Below are 15,899 nucleotides of genomic sequence, written 5' to 3' on the forward strand. Positions count from 1 at the left end.
AATCATTGTGCCTGTAAAAGAAGTTGTGGTTGCCCCGCTAATTCGCGCTGCTCGATGCAGGCGTGTTCTTCATCGCTCCAAACTTGGTTTTGGTGCGGATCGCAAAGCCCAATAAGCTTTTTTGGGTTTTGATTGACTGCGGTAGAGCCCGTACTTTGAGAGGATCCAGAGATGTGGGAGGCTGTCTCGGAGGTCCGTGAATTGAGTAAGCTTGCCATCGCAATCTCCAACTTAATGACATTACTCATCATGCTAAGATTGGCATTGCGCACAGTGGAATTATGATCCCAGCTGTCTTGGATAGTGCCGGTATCGATTTGCGCGACTTGCTGATACCAGGCTGCGGCATCTGGAAGGCTATCACTGACGGCCGATGTTGTTGCCATGGCATTGACTGTCGTTGATTGCGTTCCGGTAAAGGCAACTTCACCGCCGCCGAAATTCAAGGGTATCCCCGATTTATCCGAGCCGCCAAAAGCTGGCATCCATTGCTGCGTGATCGAAGCCACGTAGTTCTGGGTCTCTTTGAAAGGCGGAATCCCCCCGTACTTGCTGACATTGCCCGGCCCGGAATTATATGCCGCAAGCGCCAGTGGAACGCTTCCTCCGAAACTATCGAGCTGCTGCTTGTAATAGCGTGCCCCGCCGCGCAGGTTATCCTCAATGTTGTTCGGATTTACACCGAGCTGTGCCGCAGTTCCTGGCATCAACTGTGCCAGGCCGGTGGCGCCGGCCGGTGACTTTGCGCAAGGGTTGAAGCGGCTTTCCTGGTAAACCAGGCCAAGGAACTGATTTTCGTCGACGCCTTCCTCTTGAGCGATGCGGCGTACGAGACCGGAGATTTCTGGATTGGCGTCGGCCGATGCGACCGGATCGTTGTTTTTGGCAGGGTGGTACATCGCGCAAGTCACAGAGGCGTGCACCGTGTGGCGGTCATTATCCGTCTCTGCAATTCCACTCACGGCCCGATCGCGTTGCTGCCGCTCGTCGCGATTTGTATCGTCAACGGTGGGAACGTCCGCCCACGCCCGCGTAGGGGCCGATATCGCGATCAGCGAGGCGGGCACGATCGCAATCCCGATACGGAAGGCCTTGGCAGCCCTGCTTCGGCCCGGGAGTTTCGCAACAGGCAACAGGCTCATGTTACGCCTCCCATCCGCAGAACTCGGCGAGCCAATTGGCAGGATCATCTCCGAGGACGCTGCGCAGGCGAGTACATGCTTCAATCGTCTCCTTGCGGCCCGAAAGAACCTTGATAAGGTCGGGCATTGAGCCGAGGTCCAACTTGGCGATGACGCTGTCGTTGCCATGCTTGATCAGAAACGTCCGCCTTTCCGGCGGGGTAGTTCGGATGAAATTGAACTCCTTTTCCGTGAGGCCAAAGCGCTCGACGTAACTCTCCTCGTCGGCTCGTGGATTTGGAAAGTGGATGTTCGTGGCGGATTGTTCGATCAGAGTATGGGCGGCCGGCGAGTTGGAGATATCGGAGGCAGACTGTGTGCCAAAGCCGACGATGCCGTTGAGTTTGCGGATCGTCTTCATCTTGTCGACGATGAAATCGCTAAAACCTCGGTCTTTGAGTAGGCGCCATCCTTCATCCATAAAGATCAATGCTGGCGTACCATCAAAGATCTCGTCCAGCCGATGGTAGATATACATCAGAGCTGGCGTACGGATCTCGTCATTATCCAGGATGCTGGTCATGTCAAAGCCGAATGCGCGCCGCCCGGAAAAGGAAAGGGCGTCTTGGCGAGCATTGAACAGCCAGGCCTTCTCTCCTTCGACCCACGGTCGCAATCGTGCATGCAGATCATTCGGATCGGCCCGCGAGCGGCCGACCAGAAGCGCGGAAAGATTTGCGAGATTTCGTTCGGAGGCGGGCTCCTGCATCAGCCGGACAAGTGCGCGTTCGAGCGTATCCTCCTCTTCCTGGGGGAAAGAGGCGTCGCGCTCCTTACGCAGCATTGATTTCAGCAGGCGCAGGAGGAACTCCCTGTTCGCCCCTGTATTTTCGAGCTGGAGAGGGTTGAAGCCAGTCGGTGTTCCTGGAGAAAGAACCTCATAGCAGCCGTTCATCGCACGAATGAAGATCTCGGCGCCGCGGTCCTTGTCGAAGAAAACAGCTCGCGGCGCCGGGCGGATGCGGAATGCCTGGGCGAGAAGGAACGTCAACACGACCGTTTTGCCAGATCCAGTTGGACCGGTCACAAGGAAATGCCCGATGTCACGTTGATGAAAATTGAACCAGTAGGGTGTCTGGCTTGTCGTTTCCAATATTGTGATCGGCAAACTCCAATGCATGCCCTCACGTTGCCCCGATGCGAAATTGTGCATCGAGGAAAGTCCGGAAAAGTTGGCACTGGATAACATCGAGCGGCGGGCAATATAGGCATGGTTGCCAGGTAGCTGCGCCCAGAAGGCAGCCTCCAGATTTAGATCTTCCCTTAGCCAATTGATGTTCATGTCGGTCAGGCAGGCGCCAAGATCAGCAACCGCCTTGTTGACGCCCTCAAAGTCGCGAGACAGGCAAAGAAGAGACAAATGATGAAGGCCGAAAACAGCCTCCTGGTTCAGGAGGGCGTTCAGGGCGACATCAATATCATCTTCGACATCGCTGCCACCCGCGTCGGAAGCCCCAATCTGGCGCTTTAGGCGTGATATTCGCTCTTGCGCAATCGGCTTGTCAGCGATGGCGAATGATTGGGTAAGGATGAACTCATTATTGACCTGTAGCAACCCGTCCAGCATTCCCGGTCCTGTAAAGGGCGGATACTCCTTGATCGAGAGCATGGCACCGAACCGGTCATTCTCCTTGACGGCTGACTGTGTTTGCATCGTTCGACGCGAAAAGTGCAGCCGCGAGGTTCCGATGTAGTTGGAAAGACCCATCCTTGGCAGGCGCATTCTGCGCGGAACACCACAGGTCAGGATCAGATTCAGAAACTCGCAGACTTCTGAAAACGGCTGACCATTGCGCGTCCGTATGCCCAAGGGCCGCGCGCCGTACTTGTGGAGATCGCGGCAGATATTGGCGACGAGCTCCTCCAGCTCACTCGCCGTTTCCCGATTTTGCGCCTCCGCCACCTCGCGACCGGCCAGCCGGTTCAGCAGACGGGCCATTCGCTCACCGGATGCGAGTGCGCCTCGCATGCCGGAGCGCAAAATGGTGAAATAGAGTTCGTTTGTGAACATGCGCTTACCGGCCAATGACGCGGTATAGCGCCGGTCAAGCTCCGCGCAGAAATCATCGTCGAAGCCGCCTTCGATGGTGGTGTCGATCTGACGACGAACGACTGTCGACCAGATCGAGAAGCGGCTGGAGCCAAGGGCGCGAATGAGTGTGTTTTGGACGAGCGAACGCATGTTCAGTTCGGCTTGATCTTCAGTCTGAAAGAACAAGCCGTCGAGCTTTACGACGCTCATCATCGCGCCATCTTCAAGTTTGATGATAGTGTCGGCCTCGTGGCGACTATAGGGGATATGGGTTGCCATCGGTCGTTCGTGATGACTCGCTTTTCCAAAGCCGAGTTCTTGCCGGATAACGCGAAGCATGATCATGGTCCGTAGGAGTTGGTGCCCCACAGGGTCTTGTTCGGCGTTCTCGGGGTGAGACGCGTCGAGACCTGGAGCACATCAAGGATTCGGGCATCCCAGGCGCAGAGCGAAAACAACGCGGCATAAGAGGCCGGCGCGGTCAGGAGCGCCCAGAAGCTGCCGGTGGCGAGCCATGCGATGATCGTTACCCCGATGATGAGGACAACGGCCATATAGGGCACGCCCCAAAGCGTCGGTGCCCGCGTCAATCCAAGCACCAGTGGCGTGAGTTGCGGCTTTTCGTCTTCGGTTTGTCGCATCAGTCAATTTCCGACCGTAGAAATAAGCTGGTCGACGATGGTGGGTGCGCCGAAAACAAGTCCGATCCCAAGCACGACCGCGCCCGCGGTGAACCAGCTGAGCCTTCCGGCAAAGGCCAGAAAACCAAGGCCAATAACCGCAATGATTGCGATCAGGCGGCCGAATGGGCCCGTTATGAAATCGACGACAGATTGCACGACTGTCTGAAGTGGTGCGAAGGCCTGGCTCGTGCCTTGAGCTATGGCAAATTCCGCGCCGGCAAGCTGGCAGACCGTAATCGTGCAGAGAAACGCTGTGATTTGGACAGCCGTCCTCTGCCGAGGAAACAATCGGTAATTCATAGTCAATTCCTTTCGTTTGAGAACTGTAGGACCCCGTTGACGAAGTTTGCGCTGGGAGCGCCGATTACGCCCGGGGCAGGAGGTTTTCGGTTACTTGCGTCTGGCTGGTTGCGCTCGCTCCCTTGCTGGGGATTGGCGGAAACGGGGGCACCCAACTGGCGATTGATGACCGCTGCGACGTAACGCACTGTCTCCGGAAAGGCGGGCACACCGTCATGCTGGTAGACTGCGTGCTCGCCTGCATTGTAGGCGGCAGCGGCAAAGATCTGATTCCCAAAGCGGTCAAGCAGGATACGAAGATAATGCACCCCGGCATCGATGTTCGATGCTGGATCGCAAATGTCCGTCACTCCGAAGCGGCTTGCCGTCTCCGGCATCAACTGCATCGGCCCGCGGGCTCCTCGTGGGCTGTTTCGGACCCGATCGTACCGGCTCTCCGTCCAAGCGATGGCGAGAGCGAAATCGGAGTCGATGCTGTATTTGGCCGCAGCTCTCCTGACCAGGAGCTCGATGCCCGCTGGATTGACGGTGGAGGCCCCGCATTCGCCTCGCTCATCTTCTCCACCGTATGTATCTATATTAGTATTGTTAGGTGGCGCCTGATGTTTTCTTTCCGGCGGCGGAAAAAATAAACCAATATAGTTATCTAGTGTGATGCCTGCGGTTACAGCTAATTGCGCTGCGCTCTGATGCGTCCCGTTGGTTTCCGATCCGTTCTCCGTTGCAGCAGATTCCCGAGTGGTGACCTTACCGGACTCATCTGGTCGGTCAAAACCATCGCGTCCTGCGGCAGAATTGACACCGAAGGCCGCCTGGAGGGCTACGCCGGTGAGAAGGAAGAGCGCAGGCCACATGGCAATGCCTTGGCGGCCGTTCACTCGCGAGGAGTATCGATGTGTGGGCATTGGATGCAATTGACTTGACCAAAAAATATAACTGAATACGTTTAGCGATATATCGATTCTCACACTGATGGAAGGGAAAATAATAGAAATGGTTCTAAAAAAAGTAACGAAAATAGTTAATATGACTATGACCGGTGGATCGGTGGCCCTGTTGTTGGGCTTTAGCGCGGCGCAAGCAGCTGGGAACGTGAACGACGCCTACGTGAAATCGCTCGCGGCGCCAGGCAAAACCGTGCTCGTGATCGAGTACTATGATGGCAACAAGCAGGTGGCGGGCAGGAAGGGCTACACGTCGACGACCGGCTTCAAGGCGGCGTCGGCGACCGATATCGCCGTCGATGCCTCGAGGAGGTTGCATCTTTATGGACTTGAGCCGTGTAGCGGGGAGATGGTCAATCGACGAGAGGGCTTTGCAGGCAAATGCGAAGACTTCGCCAGGGCTCAACTCGCGATTCTCCTGAAGTCCCCCAAAGTGCTTTTCTGCAGAGCGTTTGTCTCGGAAGAGAATGCCGCTGATCAAGACGTCACATGCTTCGGCTACTACAACTATCCGGGAACACTCGACACAGTCGACAATCTGGAAGAACAGCTCCTCTCTATCGGTGCGGTGAAGCTTGCGAAGAAGCCTGACGGGTCTCTGATGCGACCCGATCTTGCACACGCCGAAACCATCGGCCGTGGTGGGTATGGCATGTGGGCGGATCCGAGGGAGCAAGCACAATGAACATTCGTCAGGTGTCTCCTAGATTGAAAGAATTCCCTCCTCTCCCGACGCCGGTCAGAACGATAAGGAGAATTGGCCGGTTTTATGTTGCTTTGGGGCAGATCGCTGCTCGCTCATTGGGGTCCAACCCGCGTTTGGGTGCGGGCATCGCATTGGTGGGGCTGATCGCGTTTGGAAGCTCGTTCGCACCGGCGCACGCGGACGAGTGGGGATGCGAGGTGCTGTTATGTGCCGCATCGGACAATCCATCCTGGCATGGAGTTGAAAGCTGTCATCCGCCAATGCAACGATTGATCACAGCAATGGGCGAGCCAGGGTTCTCATGGCCCACCTGTACCGAGGGCGGAACCGGAAAGCCGGGTTACGAGCGGTTTGCAGATTGCCCGACCGGGTGGCAACCGGCGCAGGGGGAGGAGGATTCAGGGCACGGGCTATCCGAAGACCTTTCGCTATGCACGCGGACCGTCAACGTCTGTGGAAGTAAGCAATCAGACAGTGACAACCGGGGTGGGAACGACCCGATCGACGTGGATCGTATCACGCGGGTCTATTCCAGTTCATCGACCTGTGAATATAGCGAGTCGATCGCCCGACCACTACGAGAACAGCCCTATTACTTCGACCTGCCGGGCGAGCAGGGAGGGGCCCCTGAACGACATTACTTTGACCTCGAGGAGTGAAGGGAGGGATCAGTCCACTCGTTGTCCGATGAAGGTTTGGACCGAGTCGAGGATGTGTTGTACCGCCTCGTGGTCGAAGATCACGCCCGTCAAGGACACACGGACTATATGCTCGACTTTTCGATAAGCTTCGCGCCGATCGCATGGCGACCACGCGACGATCTTGGCGCGGAGCTGTAATTCTGCCAAACGCAGTTCAGCGATGCCTTCGTGGGATACTCCGCGTTCGGTCTGGACCTGAGTATGGCGGTGAAGCCGGACGACAAGTTCTCCATGCTCGGCAATCAACCTGTCAAACTCGCGGGCCGCGACGTTGCAGTCCCTTGAGAATCCGTCGGAGGGAGGCTTTCGAGTGAAGAGGCGGGTTATCGCACGGACACCCTTTTTGATACGTCGGTAGCCAGAGACAACGCGGTTGATGTATGAGGGTAGCGAAAAATAACGGGTAGGATTCATGGCCAGCAGACTTGAAAAATACATTGATGAAAATGATCTGGTCGAAATTCGCGATCCGGAAATCGATAAGCCGACATATCGCCGACCCGGCTTCGAGGGGATTACGGAGTTTGCGGAACTTGACCGGCGTCTCTCGGAGGCATTGCGCGATGCGCGCGACAAGACGGGACTGACCCACGCCGATGTCGCGCCTTTGCTTGGGGTGCATCATATCGTCTATGGCAGATACGAGCGCGCCGAGACCAAGATGAATGTGTCGCGCCTGATACATCTCAGCGAGCTTTTGAATTTCTCGCCGCTCGATCTGATTATGGCGGCCGCGCCGTACCGGTTCGGTAACACGCAGGAAGAAGCCGAACGGCGCTGCCGATTAATCAAGGTAGTTGAGAACCTGCCCGAAGACGCAGTTGAATCGCTATTGTCGCTTGTTGAGGCCATGACGAAATTGGGCAACCGGGACGACAAGTGAAGTTTCGTATATACCTGAGGCAAGCGCTGCGGTGGTCTGGACGAACGCCGGTAGTTTCTATGAGCTGCCCCATAACCGGCAAGGAAGCTTGAGATAGACATATTCGGCCGGAATGGAAGGCGGGCAAAGCTCTCCCATAAATCTTTGAAGGCTGATGCCGCTGTTGCTTGCCGCAAGCGTATAGAAATTGCCGCTGTTCCAGGTGATGAAGCAATGCTTGAAATGGACGCGAACGGCCGAGGCGAAATCGGCGAGCGTGAGCAAATTCTTTTCCATACCCCTCTGAAGCATCTGCCTTTTCGTGTGGATATCATCTGATGAGAAGTAGCGAGCCTTGAAGCCGTGATCCTTCTGGTGCTCGCGGCGCCGATATTCTTCCTCGTCCTCATGTCGGAATTTCTCGACGAACAGGAATATGCCGCGAGGACGAAGGTTCTGTTTGACGAAACGGACCTGTTCGCGGCGATTGGGCGAGTACATCTGAAATGTCGTATCCTCAAGAATGATATCGAACCCATCCGTGAATGGTTTGTACCGTGGGTCGGTTTGAAGAAGCTCTCGTGTGAGCTTGTGAAATGGGCCGTGAAAGAAGCTCGCGTAGGGTGGGACGCCGTAGGCATAGAAGCTGTGGAAATTTTCCCGATCTGGACTGCAGGACAATGTCTCGACCCTACCAATCGCGAGTTCGGAGATTGTTCTCGCCATCGTGCCTTCGGCTGTCCCAAGTGAGTATACCTTCAACACGCCGGTCCGCTTGCGTGCAAAATTGAGGATAGCGCAACCGATGCGGCACTCCTCTTCGAGCCGATAGGGAATGTTCGTGAAGTAGTGTTGATCGAAATCACCCTGTCGAGCCTGATGCAAGATGGAAAATTGGGAGAATGGACCCGACGCCGGGAGCAGGCGGCGGTCCAGTTTTGGCCGTTGGCTTGGTACCCCAGAGTTTCCGCCGGCAGTGTCTGAAAAGAATTGTCGCAGCTCGTTGAGACGAGGCGCGCGTTCGCATTCTTTGAAGAAGTCGTCAAAGTTCCGCATGGAATAGTCCGCCTCATGAGTATGTCGCCTGCCTGTGGCGATCGGCGGGAGGTAGCGATCCTCACGCCGGAGCCCGGCACGCATTTCCTGATTGTGATGTTGGGTGTGAAGGTATTGCGCGGCGTTAGTTGGAGCCTCGCGCCTGCCGTCGGCATCCAGGATATTGATATCCTTTCAGAATATTGCTCAAAAAATTCGCCCAACGGTTAGACGGTATTTATTTGGCAACTTTCGGTGAAATAATTCCCTCTCGATGTAACCTGATTTCTGCTTAGGAGTGTCGTAGACGTGAAATGCTTGCGAGCCGTTGATCCGCGGCACATCAAAAATTCGGATGGTTTGGTCATTTTCCAAAAGCAGGTCATGTGGAACGGCGCCCGAGCTGACGTCGTGCACAGAACTGCGCTACAGCGGCAGGAGATCAAACTCGCGGCAGACAAACATCTCATCTTTCTGAATATCCGTGGCGCGGCCACTCTCGGTGAGGACTTCATCGATGGCCGAAGGGTCGGATTTGTAGCGCGACCGGAAGGTTCATTGACCTATCTTCCGCCGGGCTGCCAGTGGAGGGGCTGGGACGAGGGCGATAATAGCGCAGCCTATCTCCTGATCTCGATCGAAGAAGATTTTGCGTCGCGGATTTTCGACAAATCACCCCGCTTGCAGAGCTTGCATCCCGAGTTGGCGTTTAAGGACCTGCAAATGCAGTTCACGGCGCGGCGCATTGCCCATGAAATGGGGCATTGCGAGACGGGCAGCGGACTCGTCATTGAGGGATACCTGACGGCAATTCTTGGACATCTCCAGCGCCGGTCGGGAGTGAACGGAAAGGCATGCCGGGGTGGATTGACACCATACGTTCTCAGAAGAACGATCGAAAGAATCGACGTTTCGATCAGCGAGCCAATCAGCATCTTGCAGCTAGCGGAGGATGCCGGCGTCAGCCTTGCTCACTTCTGCAGGGCATTCAAAAAGTCAACCGGATCTTCCCCCTACGCCTTCTTCAATCGAAGGAGAGTCGAGCGAGCAAGCGAATTCCTGCGAACGACGACGATGTCGATCACCGAAATCGCGTTTGCCTGTGGCTATTCGAGCGCCAGCCATTTGTCGACAAGCTTCCGGCAAGAGATCGGCGTTCCCCCGATCGAATACCGAGCAACTTGGCTCGATTAAGTGCGCCGTGTGACGTTTGCATCAATATCCTGAAAGCGCGCATGTATCTCGCCCCCTAAGATCATCGTAGGCATGGCCATTCCCTGCCGCTGTTTAGACGGATCAACAGACCATCTTCGATGAGTTTGAGAAAGGCGGTTGGTGAATTGGCAGTGGCGGGATGGGACGCACCGAATGCAAATGACCTTTTGTCAAAACACCAGGTTTTGTCGCTTCTATCGACCATGTTTCCGTGGGCCCCTCGATATGGCGAGATGAATATCGCGCGGTATGCCGAGCTGGTCTTTGCCAGTACCCGCTTCGCGTCCGCATCCCCGGTGCGTGAGCATGCTCTATCATTGCTAGGCGAATGGATTGGCGTGAGCGCACGTGCTAACGGCTTTTCCGACGCGCAGGCAAGAATGTTCGAGGGAGAGATTTTGGCGGCGCCGGTTATTCAGACCGGGCCGCACCTTCATCTGCTCATCGAACCGGACGCATTCTTTACGCATCTGTTCTCTCTCATCGGCATGCGTCGCCACCAGCGATGCTGCTATCTTTCCTATGCCTGCGCGACCGTGAAGTTCCTCGAGAAGAGTAGGAAGGGGCCGGGATGGATTCGCGTTGGAGGACAGGCCATCAACCTCTTCGGGCTAAGCCGTAGCCGGATGGTCCCATTCAGCATCCTGGCGGCAAATGACCGATATCGGTTTGTGTTGCAGAATGTCGATCGTCCGGGCGAGGAGACCGAGCAATTGGCGCGCCTGCGTGAAGCCTTGCCGTCGGGAGACTTTTCGTCCGCGGCCGCGGCGATCAAAGTGGCCAACAGGTCACTGTGGAGCAGATATGTCGGTACGGATGCATCCTTTCTGCAGCTGGACGAAGGCGATATCGCAGGGCTAGTGATCAGGCATCTTCTGGATGAAAAGTCATGGTTGCGTGTTCGCCTGATTGAGGATCGGGACTTTGCCCGCAACATACTTGGTGCCATCGATTTTCTGGCAGAGACGCCATGGCGCGGATGGCTCAGAAATTCGACGCATTTCTTTTGGTCGAACCGAGGCGGCCATCTCTCGCCGCTACTGCTCGACGGCGCCTATCTTGTCGAGACTGAGGATCCGGATTGCAAGATCGAGTTCGCAGCCTCAAGTCTGATCGACGCCCTGACGGAAGGGCGCATTGTTCCGAATCTGGTGACCGTTTTCCTGGTGCTCGCCATATTGCCGGGCGTGCGCGTCCTCGGTGGTAGCCATCATGCCGTCTATTACCCACTGATGCGTTACGTCCTCTCGCAGGCGTTGCGGCACTGTGGCCAAGACCGATCGTTGCTGCGGGCCATATCACAGGACGAGAAGCCGTCTGCCTGGGGCCATCGGCTGATTACCTCGGACGCGGAACCCTTTTCGATCCTCGGCAATCTTGGCGCCAACGGTGTCGATAGCCTCATCGAAACCTACGGCCGGATGTCGATCAATGACGCGTCCGGATCTCTTTCCGGCTTTACGAACGATCCGTCCTGGGCGGACCTGGCTGCAAGATTTGCATCGGGGCGGGCAAGTGTAGCCTCGCCCGAATGGGCTTTCGCATAGCCTGGTGATTGCCGCGTGATTGAGAGCGGGACTAGCTTTCCCGCGCCCTTTCGCGCGTCTGCTTGCCAATCCCGATTCGACAGAAGCCCTTGAATCTCGTGATGAATTTTGTTGCGGCGCGACCCGATCTCATCTATCTTTTGCGTTGAGGCAGTACGCGCTGCCTTGGGGCGTAGTAACCCCTGTAAGCGGTTGGTGTCGGCCGGTACGGCACCACACTCCTTGACCTTTAAGGTCGGGGAGCCTGTGGCGTATGTCCAGGTTCCCCGGAACTAAAGGCCATAGGGCCGTCTTGCACGGTTACTAACTCCCCGATCTGTGGGTTGAGCGAGTTTCTCTGCGGGGGCGCACCGCATGAAACTCTCCATGCGGGGTCTCAAACGTGAATCACCGTAAAGCAGCCGGAAAACCTGCCTCAATGAAGCGGAATGCCGTCAATCGGCCGCCACTGGAGGCGCAGTCAGTCCATCCAGTCGATCGCTATGTCGGGCAGCAGATCCGCATTCGGCGCATCCAGTCGAATGTCTCCCTGAACGATCTCGGAGCCGGCATCGGCGTCAGCTTTCAGCAGGTGCAGAAATACGAAAGCGGCCGCAACCGCGTCAGTGCGTCAATGCTCTATGAAGTTGCGAGCTGCTTGAAAGTCCCCGTGTCGACGTTTTTTGAGGGGCTTCCCGACGTCCAGGGCCCCAGGGAGGAGGCAGCGATCCCCGATGTTGACGATCGCATCGCCTATATTTCGACAGCGGAAGGCCGCCGGTTGATTGAAGATGTCCTTCTTTTACCGCCGAGGGTCCGCAGCCGCGTCATTTCGCTTGTAAGCTCAATGGCGGATGAAGAGATGGATGACCGTTTGGACCGGGGCGCGTAGGCGAGAGCGGGCGCCACTTGGAGGCGCCTAAGCACCCGCTCGACAGTTAAGGGAAGATTCGTCCGGTATCCCCATCACGCATGATGACCGTATCATAGTCGATTGAGTTGCAAGCGAGATCTTCGAGGATGTCGGCTGCCATTGGTCCTTTGGCCCGCACCGGATACGGGAGCCGCCTTATGGACGGATCGACAAGTGCGTCAGGGCCGCCGATGACGATGGGATGAAGATCGATCTGGCGTAACCTGCCCTCAGAGGCAAACGAGCAGACTGCGATAACACTCTTCCAGACTTCGGCCGGTCGCCACTCTGTCTCATCGTGGTCGGTATGGAACAGGAAGTTTCCAAGGCCATAGAAGATCGGCGCGTCGCGATAGATTTCGATCGCCTGTAACGTCGGTGCACCATGGCTGACAAATATGCCGGCTCCCGCGTCGATGCAGGCGCGAGCAAACTGGCGTACCCAGCCCGGCACCTGCTGCCAATTTGGTTCCCAATGGTGATGGTGCAGATAGGCGATTACGAAAGTACCATTTCGCGCCTCTTCTGTGATCAGGCGCAGCTGTGCCGATGCACTTTCGGCGTCAACATCAATCCGCCTTGTATTCTGATCCGCCCGCCGAAAGGTTGTGCCGTAGAAATCGATTTCGCCAGGGGTATTGATGCGCGGTGGATCCTCCGGCTGCGAATAGTTGGCGCGCTCGAGCGGCGTGCTCATAAATACCTTCTGAATGGCCTCAAGTGTCTCGAACGTTTGCGGCTCAACGTCGAAGCTCCGCGACACCTGAAGGCGATTGACGCCAGGCCGCGCCATGCGCCCCTTTGTTCCGTTTTCTGCATACATGAAGTTTGGCCCAGGCCCCGCGTCCATGGCAATCAAGCCAAAGGTGCGGCCGGCAATGCGCTTCTTTCCGATTGCTTGTGCGTAGTGTTTGTCCGCACCGATCCCGGCATGGAGGAAGTCGTAAGCCTTCACCTCCTCAAGGGTGGACAAGATGCCTGGAGGGCCAAGGTCGAACGCATGATTGTTCGCCAAGGCAAGGCTGTTGAAACCCAATGCCCTGAGCGCCGCAATTACCGCGGGACCCGAACATCCAAAGTAGGAATCCTTAAGCGGCCAGCCTCCTTGTTTGCCGTAGATGGTAGTCTCGAGATTGGTGAACGTCAAATCGGCTCGCTTGAGAATATCAGCGATTTCTTTGAGGCGGGGGTCGCCGACGGACCGCAGGTCATCGTGGATAAGCGACTGGCCCGTCACGACAATCGAAAAGGGTGAAGACATGGTTCGTCCTATGTTTGGGGGAGCAGCGCGTCGGGCCACCGGCCGGCTGCAAATGAGGTGATGAGGCGACGGAAATCAGTTCGTCGGATGCGGGGATACATCGATCCCGAACCATTGCATGCTCAGCCGTTCCAGGGTGCCGTCTGTTGCCGCGGCCTTGATGGCGGCGTCGAAAGCGATCTGAAGGTCTTCGTCGCCCTTGCGAAGGCCAACTCCGACGCCTGGTCCCCACAACCCGCCTGAGAGTTCGGGACCGTAGAACGAAGCGATGCTGCCATCCTTGGTGTCCAGAAAGGCCTTCCAGGTGAAATAGTCGGCGAGGCCGCCGTCGATACGTCCAGCCACCAGGTCGAGATGCATATTGTCTTGTGTATCGTAGCTCCTGATCGTAGCGACCGTCCCGAACAGCTGATTGAGCACCGCTTCCGAATTCGAGGAGCGCAAGACGCCGAAGGTCTTGCCTGCAAGAGCGGTGCGAAGCGTATCCAAAAGCGCCTCTTTGGAGCTATCGATCAGGGTGAGATCGAGCTTAGCGCTTGCGTCGGACGGGGGCAGCGACAGATCCTTTCGCATCACCAACTGGTTGAAGCCGCCGGCATAAGGCTGCGAGAAGGCAATCGACTTCTTGCGTTTCTCGGTAATCGCCATGCCCGACATGATCGCATCGAATTTTCCGACGGTGAGCGCCGGTATGATACCGTCCCAGTCTTGCGGAACGAACGTGCAATCGACATGGATCCGTCTGCAAAGATCGCGCCCGACATCTATGTCAAATCCAATGAGTTTGCCGTTGCTGTCGATCGCATTCCACGGCGGCGAAGCGCCTTCCGATGCGATCGTAATCGACTTTCTGTCCATGGCATCTGCGTTCAACGTGCCAAGAATGAGGACACAGGTACCCAATGCAATTATATGCGTCTTCATCGCTTATCTCTCTTTTGATGTGAGCTGGTCGGTAACGCCGGGTGTCATCCACCCGTCGAGTACTAGGCACTTCCTGGATTTGGCACGGCGCCCGCAGCGGCCCGTTTGTTCGCCTGGCTTACCCTTTGGTCGGCGATCGCCCAGCGCGCTTCCACCATTTGGAACAGTCGGGTCATTGCCAATGTGAGAAGGAGGTAGAGTGTTCCCGCAACCAAAAAGACCTCATAGGGAGCGAAGGTTTCGGAAACGAGCTGGCGTGACAATCCGGTGATTTCCAGAAGCGTGATCGTGCTTGCGAGTGAGCTGGCCTTCAGCATCCCGATCGCGTCGTTGGAATAAGCCGGCAATGCGATCCTCATCGCTAAAGGGAATATAATCAATCGCATCGTCTGAAGGCGCGTGAGTCCGAGAGCCTTTGCTGCCTCTCGCTGGCCTGTCGGAACGGCCCGTATTCCGCCATGGAGGATTTCGGTGGTGTGGGCGGCGCAATTCAGCGTGAAGGCGATCAACGCGCACCAGAGTGGTTCCCGCATAATCGGCCAGAGAAAGCTCTGCCGCACGATCTCCAATTGGCCGACGCCGTAGTATATCAGGAAGAGCTGGACCAGCATCGGCGTGCCGCGAAATGCGTAGGTGTAGGCCAGCACTGCCGCCGAGAGATACTTGTTTCGCGAACTACGCGCCATGGCGAGCGGAATAGATAGGGCAAAACCCATAAGCAACGAGACGGTCGTCAAGGTCGCGGTAAGAATAAGCCCCTTTGGAAGGGTCCACATGGCTTCGAGGACGATACTGAGATTCATGGTTCTAACCTCTCACGCGGCGCATCGACGCGCGATTTTCCAGCAGCCGGAAGGAGAGCAGGGTGAGACTGGTCAAGACAAGATAGATCGCTGAGGCCGCCAGATAGAAAGATAGGGGTGCTCGCAGGGAGCCGGCGCCAACATTGGCAACCCGCATAATGTCGACTAATCCGACGACAGAGATGAGAGATGTATCCTTGATCAAGGAAATACAGATGTTGCCGAAGGCCGGCAGGGCGATGGGAACCATCTGCGGAATGACGATCAGGCACCAGCGCTGCCAGCGGTTTAGCCCTAGCGACATCGCTGCTTCGGACTGTCCACGCGGTATTGCGTTGATGGCGCCGCGAAAGGCTTCCGCGGCATAGGCACCAAAGACAACCGTGAGGGCTACAACGCCGGCTGTCATCGCATCGACCTCAACGTAGCGACCGACAACGGCGCTCACGGCAAGCGTCCCGCCGAAATAGACGATCAAGATGATCAGCAATTCAGGAATGCCGCGGATCGCGGTCGTATAGGCGGAGGCAAGCGCATAAGCGAGACCTCTTGCCGATGTCTTTATGATTGCGACCAAAAGGCCAAGCGCCGTGCCGAGAAGGCAACTCACACAGAAAACTATGAATACATTCTCGATTCCGTCGAGAAACTGAAAGTAATACTGAGATTGTATCACCGATTGCCTCGCATTAATTAAAAACAAGTCCCTTAAACGGCGTTTTAATGCGCTGTATTATAAATATAATCCGCTGTATCAACCAGTTGGCGAAATAGTATATTTCGACAATGATTGATAGATGCGCTGTTGAGTGA

At 56.3% G+C, this 15,899-nt stretch carries 17 protein-coding genes; 7 read left to right on the plus strand and 10 right to left on the minus strand.

Annotated features, from left to right (window positions below):
- Window positions 1-2: 2 nt before the first annotated feature.
- From ACQZ6F_RS27400 to ACQZ6F_RS27420, 5 genes are read right to left on the minus strand one after another with little or no spacing between them, the layout of a single operon-like run.
- Window positions 3-1,142 carry a lytic transglycosylase domain-containing protein gene (locus ACQZ6F_RS27400; protein WP_449095248.1) on the minus strand — a complete coding sequence of 380 codons (1,140 nt, stop codon included), beginning with the start codon at window positions 1,140-1,142 and terminating at the stop codon, window positions 3-5.
- 1 nt (window position 1,143) lies between these two features.
- Window positions 1,144-3,552: a VirB4 family type IV secretion/conjugal transfer ATPase gene (locus ACQZ6F_RS27405; RefSeq protein WP_449095247.1), complete on the minus strand. Its 2,409-nt coding sequence runs from the start codon at window positions 3,550-3,552 to the stop codon at window positions 1,144-1,146.
- A gap of 2 nt (window positions 3,553-3,554) precedes the next feature.
- Window positions 3,555-3,854 (minus strand): type IV secretion system protein VirB3, encoded by a 300-nt coding sequence (locus ACQZ6F_RS27410; protein ID WP_449095246.1) that lies wholly within the window; start codon window positions 3,852-3,854, stop codon window positions 3,555-3,557.
- Window positions 3,855-3,857: 3 nt separating this feature from the next.
- Complete coding sequence (locus tag ACQZ6F_RS27415) at window positions 3,858-4,196, minus strand: TrbC/VirB2 family protein (protein WP_449095245.1); 339 nt, start codon at window positions 4,194-4,196, stop codon at window positions 3,858-3,860.
- A 2-nt stretch (window positions 4,197-4,198) separates the two neighbouring features.
- Window positions 4,199-5,050, minus strand: a complete 852-nt coding sequence (locus tag ACQZ6F_RS27420; RefSeq protein WP_449095244.1) for a lytic transglycosylase domain-containing protein — start codon at window positions 5,048-5,050, stop codon at window positions 4,199-4,201.
- Window positions 5,051-5,222: 172 nt separating this feature from the next.
- On the opposite strand from ACQZ6F_RS27420, the gene ACQZ6F_RS27425 reads away from it, so the two are divergent.
- From ACQZ6F_RS27425 to ACQZ6F_RS27435, 3 genes are all read left to right on the plus strand, one after another.
- Entirely contained in the window at window positions 5,223-5,825 is a 603-nt protein-coding gene (locus tag ACQZ6F_RS27425; protein ID WP_449095307.1) for a hypothetical protein, read from the plus strand.
- On the plus strand, window positions 5,822-6,505 hold the full coding sequence (locus tag ACQZ6F_RS27430; protein WP_449095243.1) for a hypothetical protein: 684 nt from the start codon (window positions 5,822-5,824) through the stop codon (window positions 6,503-6,505). The genes ACQZ6F_RS27425 and ACQZ6F_RS27430 overlap by 4 nt, the downstream gene beginning before the upstream one ends.
- Window positions 6,506-6,959: 454 nt before the next feature.
- Window positions 6,960-7,430, plus strand: a complete 471-nt coding sequence (locus tag ACQZ6F_RS27435) for a helix-turn-helix domain-containing protein (RefSeq protein ID WP_449095242.1) — start codon at window positions 6,960-6,962, stop codon at window positions 7,428-7,430.
- Window positions 7,431-7,487: 57 nt separating this feature from the next.
- Here the strand turns inward: ACQZ6F_RS27435 and ACQZ6F_RS27440 are convergent, their stop codons facing one another.
- The gene (locus ACQZ6F_RS27440; protein ID WP_449095241.1) at window positions 7,488-8,465 is read right to left on the minus strand and encodes a class I SAM-dependent methyltransferase; all 978 of its coding nucleotides are present in this window, start codon (window positions 8,463-8,465) and stop codon (window positions 7,488-7,490) included.
- Window positions 8,466-8,480: 15 nt separating this feature from the next.
- Here ACQZ6F_RS27440 and ACQZ6F_RS27445 point away from each other — a divergent pair, with 15 nt between their 5' ends.
- The 4 genes from ACQZ6F_RS27445 (at window position 8,481) to ACQZ6F_RS27460 (ending at window position 12,077) form a co-directional block, all read left to right on the plus strand.
- Window positions 8,481-8,675: a hypothetical protein gene (locus ACQZ6F_RS27445; protein WP_449095240.1), complete on the plus strand. Its 195-nt coding sequence runs from the start codon at window positions 8,481-8,483 to the stop codon at window positions 8,673-8,675.
- A 78-nt stretch (window positions 8,676-8,753) separates the two neighbouring features.
- Window positions 8,754-9,638, plus strand: a complete 885-nt coding sequence (locus ACQZ6F_RS27450; RefSeq protein WP_449095239.1) for a helix-turn-helix domain-containing protein — start codon at window positions 8,754-8,756, stop codon at window positions 9,636-9,638.
- A gap of 359 nt (window positions 9,639-9,997) precedes the next feature.
- Window positions 9,998-11,206 carry a hypothetical protein gene (locus ACQZ6F_RS27455; protein WP_449095238.1) on the plus strand — a complete coding sequence of 403 codons (1,209 nt, stop codon included), beginning with the start codon at window positions 9,998-10,000 and terminating at the stop codon, window positions 11,204-11,206.
- Window positions 11,207-11,624: 418 nt separating this feature from the next.
- Window positions 11,625-12,077, plus strand: a complete 453-nt coding sequence (locus ACQZ6F_RS27460; protein WP_449095237.1) for a helix-turn-helix domain-containing protein — start codon at window positions 11,625-11,627, stop codon at window positions 12,075-12,077.
- 46 nt (window positions 12,078-12,123) lie between these two features.
- Here ACQZ6F_RS27460 and ACQZ6F_RS27465 read toward each other — a convergent pair whose 3' ends face one another.
- The 4 genes from ACQZ6F_RS27465 to ACQZ6F_RS27480 all read right to left on the minus strand — a co-directional run bounded on the left by ACQZ6F_RS27465 (window position 12,124) and on the right by ACQZ6F_RS27480 (window position 15,762).
- Window positions 12,124-13,359, minus strand: coding sequence for a CapA family protein (locus ACQZ6F_RS27465; protein ID WP_449095236.1), 1,236 nt, complete (start codon window positions 13,357-13,359; stop codon window positions 12,124-12,126).
- Window positions 13,360-13,434: 75 nt separating this feature from the next.
- Window positions 13,435-14,283: a transporter substrate-binding domain-containing protein gene (locus ACQZ6F_RS27470; protein ID WP_449095235.1), complete on the minus strand. Its 849-nt coding sequence runs from the start codon at window positions 14,281-14,283 to the stop codon at window positions 13,435-13,437.
- 62 nt (window positions 14,284-14,345) lie between these two features.
- Window positions 14,346-15,086: an ABC transporter permease gene (locus ACQZ6F_RS27475; RefSeq protein WP_449095234.1), complete on the minus strand. Its 741-nt coding sequence runs from the start codon at window positions 15,084-15,086 to the stop codon at window positions 14,346-14,348.
- 4 nt (window positions 15,087-15,090) lie between these two features.
- On the minus strand, window positions 15,091-15,762 hold the full coding sequence (locus ACQZ6F_RS27480; RefSeq protein WP_449095233.1) for an ABC transporter permease subunit: 672 nt from the start codon (window positions 15,760-15,762) through the stop codon (window positions 15,091-15,093).
- Window positions 15,763-15,899 lie beyond the last annotated feature (137 nt).

The sequence above is a fragment of the Rhizobium sp. A22-96 genome, assembly GCF_053521805.1.

Excerpts from the sequence above, each read along its gene's own strand:
- ACQZ6F_RS27460 (WP_449095237.1), top strand. The coding sequence starts at position 11,625 with ATGAAGCGGAATGCCGTCAATCGGCCGCCACTGGAGGCGCAGTCAGTC.
- ACQZ6F_RS27425 (WP_449095307.1), top strand. The coding sequence starts at position 5,223 with ATGACTATGACCGGTGGATCGGTGGCCCTGTTGTTGGGCTTTAGCGCG.
- ACQZ6F_RS27465 (WP_449095236.1), bottom strand. The coding sequence starts at position 13,359 with ATGTCTTCACCCTTTTCGATTGTCGTGACGGGCCAGTCGCTTATCCAC.
- ACQZ6F_RS27420 (WP_449095244.1), bottom strand. The coding sequence starts at position 5,050 with ATGTGGCCTGCGCTCTTCCTTCTCACCGGCGTAGCCCTCCAGGCGGCC.
- ACQZ6F_RS27430 (WP_449095243.1), top strand. The coding sequence starts at position 5,822 with ATGAACATTCGTCAGGTGTCTCCTAGATTGAAAGAATTCCCTCCTCTC.
- ACQZ6F_RS27415 (WP_449095245.1), bottom strand. The coding sequence starts at position 4,196 with ATGAATTACCGATTGTTTCCTCGGCAGAGGACGGCTGTCCAAATCACA.
- ACQZ6F_RS27410 (WP_449095246.1), bottom strand. The coding sequence starts at position 3,854 with ATGCGACAAACCGAAGACGAAAAGCCGCAACTCACGCCACTGGTGCTT.
- ACQZ6F_RS27435 (WP_449095242.1), top strand. The coding sequence starts at position 6,960 with ATGGCCAGCAGACTTGAAAAATACATTGATGAAAATGATCTGGTCGAA.
- ACQZ6F_RS27445 (WP_449095240.1), top strand. The coding sequence starts at position 8,481 with ATGAGTATGTCGCCTGCCTGTGGCGATCGGCGGGAGGTAGCGATCCTC.
- ACQZ6F_RS27470 (WP_449095235.1), bottom strand. The coding sequence starts at position 14,283 with ATGAAGACGCATATAATTGCATTGGGTACCTGTGTCCTCATTCTTGGC.
- ACQZ6F_RS27440 (WP_449095241.1), bottom strand. The coding sequence starts at position 8,465 with ATGCGGAACTTTGACGACTTCTTCAAAGAATGCGAACGCGCGCCTCGT.
- ACQZ6F_RS27400 (WP_449095248.1), bottom strand. The coding sequence starts at position 1,142 with ATGAGCCTGTTGCCTGTTGCGAAACTCCCGGGCCGAAGCAGGGCTGCC.
- ACQZ6F_RS27405 (WP_449095247.1), bottom strand. The coding sequence starts at position 3,552 with ATGCTTCGCGTTATCCGGCAAGAACTCGGCTTTGGAAAAGCGAGTCAT.
- ACQZ6F_RS27475 (WP_449095234.1), bottom strand. The coding sequence starts at position 15,086 with ATGAATCTCAGTATCGTCCTCGAAGCCATGTGGACCCTTCCAAAGGGG.